Here is a 7,955-nt window from a genome sequence, read left to right as displayed (position 1 = left end):
TATGTATAGCTATTACAACGACAACACCTTTCTTTACATCAACGGTGAGTACACCAAAGCAAATGCTGCTACAACTGACCTGTATGGCCAGTCGCTCCACTACGGCTATGCTGTTTTTGAAGGCATCCGCGCCTACAAAACCGCAAGCGGCGAAGTGAAGATCTTTAAAGCAAAAGAACACTTCGACCGTTTGAAGCGCTCCTGCGAGCTGATCCACATCCCCTACAAATTTGATAACGAAGAGCTGATCGCCGCTTGTTATAAAGTACTGGAGATGAATAATATGGAAGAAGCCTATATCCGACCCCTGGTTTTCTGTCCGCCGAATATGACGCTGAAAGCCGCCGCAGAATCGCATATCCTGATCTGCGCATGGGAATGGGGAGCTTACCTCGGGGAAAAACTGCTGCGTGTAATGACTTCCTCTTACGAGCGACCAAATCCAAAAGCGTTTAAAATAGAATCCAAATCCGCCGGTCTTTATGTAAACTCCATACTGGCCTCGCAGGAAGCAAAAGAAAAAGGCTACGATGAAGCGCTGCTGCTGGATATGAATGGTTATGTTGCAGAAGGCCCGGGCGCTAACATCTTCTTTGAAAAAGACGGCAAAATATACACTCCACCTCCCGGTAACATCCTCCCAGGCATCACCCGCGCCACTGTTATCGAACTTTGCCAGGAACTGAATATCCCACTGGAAGAAAAATTATTTACCATCCCGGAATTAAAAGAAGCTGAATGTGCTTTCTTCTGCGGTACCGCGGCAGAAGTCATCGGTCTCGACTCCCTGGACGGCCAGTCTTTCAGCAAACCATGGGCACAGTCGCTCGGAAAATTGCTCCAACAGGCTTATAAAGCGAAAGTGCTGGAAAAAACATTTCAACGCGAAGCGCTATTAGCATAACCGTTGGCTGTTAGCTGTTAGCATCGGCTAAAATGCTAACAGCTGACAGTTAAAGCCCTTTGAAGGTTGTAAATCGAAAAACTTACAATCCTTTACAGTAAAGGGTTTTGGAGTTAAAAAGACAGATTTGAAGACCGGTAAATCGGAATAAGTTGGTTTGAATTTGACGACGCTACCGGGTAATTTGTGCAGAGTTTTTAAAATAGGGCACCTATAAACACCTGTAATGGGGGTAATAACAAAAAGCAATGGAATTAAATAAATACAGCAAAACGATCACCCAGGACCCTACGCAGCCAGCTGCGCAGGCACAATTGTATGGAATTGGTTTAACAGAGGAAGATCTGAAAAAAGCACAGGTAGGTATCGTTAGCATGGGCTACGATGGCAACACCTGCAATATGCACCTGAATGATCTGGCACAGGACGTGAAAAAAGGCGTCTGGGCAAATGACCTGGTCGGACTCATTTTCCATACTATTGGTGTCAGCGATGGTATGAGCAATGGTACGCCGGGAATGCGCTACTCTCTTGTTAGCCGTGATCTGATTGCAGATTCCATTGAAACCGTTGCAGGAGCGCAGTATTACGATGCACTGATCACCGTTCCCGGTTGCGATAAAAACATGCCCGGTTCCCTGATGGCTATGGGTCGCCTCAACCGCCCTTCCATCATGGTTTACGGCGGTACCATCGCCCCCGGAAAATATAAAGGCCAGGATCTCAATATCATCTCCGCATTTGAAGCATTAGGTCAGAAAATGGCCGGTAAGCTGGATGAAGGCGATTTCAAAGGCATTGTACAAAATTCCTGCCCCGGCGCCGGCGCCTGTGGCGGTATGTACACGGCTAATACCATGTCTTCCGCTATCGAAGCACTGGGTATGAGCCTCCCGTACAGCTCATCCAACCCCGCATTGAGCCAGGACAAAAAAGATGAATGTATCGCTGCCGGTAAATACATCCGCCTGCTCCTTGAAAAAGATATTAAACCCCGCGACATCATGACGAAAGAGGCGTTTGAAAACGCGCTCACCATCATCATGGCCCTGGGTGGCAGCACCAACGCCGTACTGCATTTCATTGCTATCGCAAAATCAGTAGGCATCAATATCAGGCTGGAAGATTTTCAGCGTATCAGCGACAAAACGCCGCTGATCGCAGACCTGAAACCAAGTGGCAAGTACCTGATGGAAGACCTCCACAATATTGGTGGTGTTCCGCTGGTAATGAAATATCTCCTGAAGAAAGGATTTCTCCACGGTAACTGTATGACCGTTACCGGTAAAACAATAGCCGAGAACCTGGAAAATGTGGCAGATATAGATTTCAGCACACAGGATATCATTGTGCCGCTGGAAAAACCACTGAAACCAACCGCCCATATCCAGATCCTTTACGGAAACCTCGCTACAGAAGGCTCCGTAGCCAAGATCACCGGTAAGGAAGGCGAACGGTTTAAAGGACCCGCCCGTGTATTCGACGGCGAATTTGAACTGATTGCAGGTATTACCTCCGGTAAAGTGAAAGAGGGAGATGTGGTCGTCATCCGCCAGGTAGGCCCCAAAGGCGCTCCCGGTATGCCGGAAATGCTGAAGCCTACCAGCGCCATCATGGGTGTGGGACTTGGCAAAAGCGTAGCCCTCATCACCGATGGCCGTTTCTCCGGTGGTACCCACGGATTTGTGGTAGGCCATATTACCCCGGAAGCTTTTGAAGGGGGAAATATTGCACTCGTACAAGACAACGATATCATCGAAATAGACGCAACGAAGAACTTCATCAATGTAGAGATCAGCGACGAAGAACTGGCCGCAAGAAGGGCCGCCTGGAAGCAACCTGCATTGAAAGTAACCAATGGAATCTTATTTAAGTACGCAAAACTTGTAAAAAATGCAACAGAAGGATGTGTTACCGATGAAGCCTGAGATAGCAGATAAACAGTTAGCTGTAAAGCCTGTAATTACAGGCTCCGAAGCTGTGATCCGTTCCCTGATCGAAGAAGGAGTGGACACTATTTTCGGTTATCCGGGTGGGGCGATCATGCCTATTTATGATGCCCTCTATGATTTCCAGGATCAGGTTCATCACATTCTCGTCCGGCACGAACAGGGCGCCACACATGCTGCACAAGGTTATGCACGTAGCTCCGGCAGGGTGGGCGTAGCATTTGCTACCTCCGGTCCGGGTGCCACCAACCTGGTAACAGGACTGGCCGACGCCTATATGGACAGCACCCCCATGGTATGCATTACCGGCCAGGTAGCCGCCGCCCTGTTAGGCACCGATGCATTCCAGGAAACAGACGTGATCGGCATCACTATGCCCATCACCAAGTGGAATATACAGGTAACCCGTCCGGAAGATGTCCCCGGCGCTATCGCCAAAGCATTTTACATTGCCCGCAGCGGCCGCCCCGGCCCGGTATTGGTGGATATCACCAAAAATGCACAGTTCGGGGAATTTGAATACGAGTACAAAAAATGTGAATATATCCGCAGTTACCGCCCTGTTCCTGAATTAAACCAGGACGCAGTAGCTGCTGCCGCAGCACTGATCAACGGCGCGAAGAAGCCATTTATCCTTTGTGGTCATGGCGTACTGTTATCAGGTGCGGAACAGGAACTGATCGCACTGGCGGAGAAAGCGCAGATCCCCGTGGGATCTACTTTGCTGGGCCTGTCGGCCGTACCGGTAGACCATCCGTTGTACGTAGGTATGCTGGGTATGCATGGTAACTATGGTCCCAATATGCTTACCGGTGAGGCAGATGTGGTAATTGCAGTAGGTATGCGTTTCGATGACCGTGTAACCGGCGACGTAGGTACCTATGTTCCCAACGCAAAAGTGATCCACATCGAAATCGATGCTGCAGAGATCAACAAGATCGTTAAAGCTGATGTAGCCGTTCACGCAGATGCAAAGCCGGCCCTGGCAGCATTGCTCAAACAGGTAAATCCTGCTGAACATGCAGCCTGGCTGGAAGAATTCCGCGCCGCAGATAAAAAAGAATACGATAAAGTACAGCATGCAGAACTGTATCCGCAGGAAGGAGAGCTGAAAATGGCGGAAGTGATCCGCCTGATCTCAGAGAAAACCAAAGGCGAAGCAGTACTGGTAACAGATGTTGGACAGCACCAGATGGTGGCTTCCCGCTACTATCGTTTCAAAAATCCCAATACCAATGTCACTTCCGGTGGAATGGGTACCATGGGCTTTTCGCTGCCGGCAGCTATGGGCGCCAAAACCGGTACGCCCGAAAAAGAAGTAGTAGCTATCATCGGTGATGGTTGCTTCCAGATGACGCTCCAGGAACTGGCCACTATTCACCAGTCGCAGATCGGTGTGAAAATAGTGATCCTGAACAATAACTTCCTGGGAATGGTAAGACAATGGCAGCAGCTGTTTTTCGACAAGCGCTATTCCTCCACTGAAATGGTCAATCCCGACTTCGTACAAATTGCCAAAGGATTTTATATCCCCGGTAAAAAAGTAACGGCAAGGGAAGATATATCCGCCGCTATTGATGAAATGCTGGCGCACAAGGGCGCTTATCTGCTGGAAGTAGTAGTGGAAAAAGAAGATAACGTATTCCCTATGGTGCCCGCAGGCGCTCCTATTTCAAGCATCCGCCTGGAGTAGCAGTATCCGGAGGATTCATATTGATCATTTGTAATTCACAACAGGTATATGCAAAAAGAATATACAGTAACGGTATATACGGAAGATCGTATAGGTATAACCAACCGTATCACCATCATATTTACCCGCAGGGGCATCAATATCACCAGCTTAACCACCGCCGAAACTGAAATACCCGGTGTGTATAAGTTTGTAATAACGGTGATGTCTACACGTGAGAAACTGGATAAGGTAGTAGGACAGATAGAAAGACTGATTGAAATTCACCGTGCTTTTGTACATGAGGAAGATGAAGTGGTATACCAGGAACTGGCATTGTACAAGATTTCTACCAGGTCGTTACATACAGGTGATATAGAAAGACTGATACGTGAAAACAATGCGCGTATCCTGACGATCACCGCAGATTATTTTGTGATCGAGAAAACGGGCCATCAGCAGGAGCTGACAGACTTTATCAAGAAACTGGAGCCATATGGCCTGATAGAGTATACGAAGAGTGGCAGGGTAGCCATTGTGAAATGGAGCCGCCGTTTTCACGAACATCTGAAAGAATTGCACACACAGGAAGCTCCCGGCATTTAGCCCTGACTTCCGGCAAATAACTGGCTGCCGGCCTGAAACCGGCAGCCGACATCTTAATCATTATTCATTCATTCAAATCACATCTCAGCTAATAGCTAACAGCTAGTAGCTAAAAGCTAAAAAAACAACACATGGCAACCATCAATTTTGGAGGGGTACTCGAACAAGTAGTAACCAGAGAAGAATTCCCTATGGAAAAAGCAAGGGAAGTGCTGAAGAACGAAGTGATTGCAGTTATTGGTTATGGCGTACAAGGTCCTGGCCAGGCACTGAACCTGAAAGACAATGGCTTTAATGTTATTGTAGGTCAACGTAAAAATTCCAAAACCTGGGATAAAGCAGTGGCTGATGGCTGGGTTCCGGGCGAAACTTTATTCGATATCGAAGAAGCAGCACAGAAAGGTACTATTATCCAGTTCCTGCTGTCTGATGCCGGACAGATCACCCTGTGGCCTACTTTAAAGCAACACCTGACTCCTGGTAAAGCACTGTACTTCTCCCACGGTTTCGGTATTACCTATAAAGAACAAACCGGTATCATTCCTCCAGCTGATGTAGACGTAATCCTGGTAGCTCCAAAAGGTTCCGGTACTTCCCTGCGTCGCCTGTTCCTGGCCGGTCAGGGTCTGAACTCCAGCTTCGCTATTTTCCAGGATGCTACCGGCCGCGCTAAAGAACGCGTAGTAGCACTGGGTATCGGCGTTGGTTCCGGCTACCTGTTTGAAACAGATTTCAAAAAAGAAGTATTCTCCGATCTGACCGGCGAACGCGGTTCCCTCATGGGCTGCATCCAGGGTATCTTCGCTGCTCAATACGAAACACTGCGCAAGAATGGTCACTCCCCTTCTGAAGCATTCAACGAAACAGTGGAAGAACTCACCCAGTCCCTCATGCCACTGGTAGCAGAAAACGGTATGGACTGGATGTATGCTAACTGCTCTACTACTGCTCAGCGTGGTGCGCTCGACTGGTGGAAGAAATTCAAAACAGCTACCCAGCCTGTATTTGATGAACTGTATGCCAGCGTTGCAGCAGGTAAAGAAGCTGCCCGTTCTATTGCTTCCAACAGCACTCCGGACTACCGCGAAAAACTGAACGAAGAACTGAAAGAACTCCGCGAAAGCGAAATGTGGCAGGCAGGTGCGGCTGTACGTAAGCTGCGCCCTAACAACGCGTAATAGCTATATTATAAATTACAATGGCAAAGCATTTTCGAATTATTGAAATTATTGGCGCTCGTATTTAGTACGGAAGAATATTGCTTTCTTTTACTGAATACAGGTTCCATGATTTCGATAATCCGAAGGTGCTTTGCCTTTTGTATTAATTACATTTTATGTCTGAAGTAATGAGTAGTGTCAATTCCCTGAATATCCTGGACGCAGCGGTGAAACTGAAACCAATTGTAACCCGCACTCCGCTGATGTATAGCGCCAATCTCTCCCGGCGTTATAACTGCGACGTATACCTGAAAAGAGAGGATATGCAGATTGTACGCTCCTATAAATTGCGCGGCGCCTATAACCTCATCAGCAGCCTGCCTGCTGAATTGCTGGCGAAAGGCGTTACCTGTGCCAGCGCCGGAAACCACGCCCAGGGTTTCGCCTATGCCTGTAAAGCCATGAACATAAAGGGAGTGGTGTTTATGCCTGTAATTACACAAAAGCAAAAAGTTAACCAGGTGAATATGTTTGGCGGCGATCATATAGAGATCCGTCTTGTGGGAGATACTTTCGATGATTGCTCCGCAGAAGCCCAGGCATTTACAAAAGCCAGCGGCATGACTTTTATCCCGCCGTTCGATAATGCAAAAATAATTGAAGGACAAGGCACCGTGGCTGTGGAGATCCTGGAAGATCAACCGGCCATCGATTTTCTTTTTGTGCCTGTTGGCGGTGGCGGCCTCGTAGCCGGCCTTGGCACTTATTTTAAAACATACAGTCCCAATACCCGTATCATTGGCGTGGAACCGGAGGGCGCACCGTCCATGCTCCGTGCACTGGAAAACGGCGGCCCCGTTACCCTCGATGAAATAGAACGCTTTGTAGACGGCGCTGCAGTGAAAAGAGTAGGCGCCCTCAATTATGAGATCTGTAAAGACGTGCTGCATAAAATGCACCTGGTACCCGAAGGAAAAGTATGCTCCACCATTCTAAGGTTATATAATGAAGACGCTATCGTGGTAGAACCAGCAGGGGCGCTGTCTATCGCCGCCCTTGACGATTATGCGGAAGCCATCCGGGGAAAAAAGGTAGTGTGCGTTGTAAGCGGTAGTAACAACGATATCGATCGTATGCAGGAAATAAAGGAACGTTCCCTCCTGTATGAAGGCCTGAAGCACTACTTTATTGTCCGTTTCGCACAGCGTCCGGGTGCGCTGAAAGAATTTGTGAACCACATACTGGGGCCGGATGATGATATCACCAGGTTTGAGTATATCCAGAAGCACAATAAGGAAATAGGACCGGCATTGGTAGGCGTGGAACTGAGACGCCGTGAGGATTACGATAAACTGATCGCCAATTGCAGGAAATATAATTTCCAGATCACCGAACTGAATAAAGACGATAGTTTGTTCGGCTATCTTGTGTGATTAAAAACGGGCGGTTGCTTCTTTTATCGAAACAATTGCCCGTTTTACTTTTTACCTAATATTACCACCGGTTGATCCAATAATTCACATTCCTCAATCTTGAGATCCCGGATCTGTCCCCTGCAATAGCCTTTCAGCAATACCGGGCTGCCTTTCACTATATTAATATCTTCCTTGCTGCGGAGGTAACATTTAATGGCATGGAACCTGTCGGTGCTTTTAAGCAACATA

Annotated in this window: 7 protein-coding genes; 6 read left to right on the top strand and 1 reads right to left on the bottom strand. The window is 48.0% G+C overall.

Annotated elements, in window-relative coordinates:
• The 6 genes from VN105_RS00925 to ilvA form a co-directional block, all read left to right on the top strand.
• Nucleotides 1-904, top strand: a 904-nt coding sequence (locus VN105_RS00925; protein ID WP_325636999.1) for a branched-chain amino acid transaminase, incomplete at its 5' end; no start/stop codon positions are given.
• A 248-nt stretch (nt 905-1,152) separates the two neighbouring features.
• On the top strand, nt 1,153-2,832 hold the full coding sequence (ilvD, locus tag VN105_RS00920) for a dihydroxy-acid dehydratase (protein ID WP_325636997.1): 1,680 nt from the start codon (nt 1,153-1,155) through the stop codon (nt 2,830-2,832).
• Complete coding sequence (gene ilvB / locus VN105_RS00915; RefSeq protein ID WP_325636995.1) at nt 2,798-4,546, top strand: biosynthetic-type acetolactate synthase large subunit; 1,749 nt, start codon at nt 2,798-2,800, stop codon at nt 4,544-4,546. Before ilvD ends, ilvB begins: the two co-directional genes overlap by 35 nt.
• A gap of 48 nt (nt 4,547-4,594) precedes the next feature.
• A complete protein-coding gene (gene ilvN / locus VN105_RS00910) occupies nt 4,595-5,131 on the top strand; it encodes an acetolactate synthase small subunit (protein ID WP_142686236.1) in 537 nt (178 codons plus the stop codon).
• A 131-nt stretch (nt 5,132-5,262) separates the two neighbouring features.
• Entirely contained in the window at nt 5,263-6,309 is a 1,047-nt protein-coding gene (gene ilvC / locus VN105_RS00905; protein WP_325636991.1) for a ketol-acid reductoisomerase, read from the top strand.
• A 158-nt stretch (nt 6,310-6,467) separates the two neighbouring features.
• Nucleotides 6,468-7,724 (top strand): threonine ammonia-lyase IlvA, encoded by a 1,257-nt coding sequence (ilvA, locus tag VN105_RS00900; RefSeq protein WP_325636989.1) that lies wholly within the window; start codon nt 6,468-6,470, stop codon nt 7,722-7,724.
• Nucleotides 7,725-7,768: 44 nt separating this feature from the next.
• On the opposite strand, the gene VN105_RS00895 is transcribed toward ilvA, so the two are convergent.
• Nucleotides 7,769-7,955: hypothetical protein (locus tag VN105_RS00895; RefSeq protein WP_325636987.1), on the bottom strand; the 187-nt coding region annotated here is incomplete at its 5' end.

Origin of the sequence: Chitinophaga sp. (assembly GCF_035564935.1) — a bacterium.
GTDB lineage: Bacteria > Bacteroidota > Bacteroidia > Chitinophagales > Chitinophagaceae > Chitinophaga.
The sequence above is the reverse complement of the archived record's forward strand: the minus strand, read 5'-3'. Positions and strand labels throughout refer to the sequence as shown.

Coding starts and splice junctions, on each gene's coding strand:
- ilvN (WP_142686236.1), top strand. CDS start 4,595: ATGCAAAAAGAATATACAGTAACGGTATATACGGAAGATCGTATAGGT.
- ilvB (WP_325636995.1), top strand. CDS start 2,798: ATGCAACAGAAGGATGTGTTACCGATGAAGCCTGAGATAGCAGATAAA.
- ilvD (WP_325636997.1), top strand. CDS start 1,153: ATGGAATTAAATAAATACAGCAAAACGATCACCCAGGACCCTACGCAG.
- ilvA (WP_325636989.1), top strand. CDS start 6,468: ATGTCTGAAGTAATGAGTAGTGTCAATTCCCTGAATATCCTGGACGCA.
- ilvC (WP_325636991.1), top strand. CDS start 5,263: ATGGCAACCATCAATTTTGGAGGGGTACTCGAACAAGTAGTAACCAGA.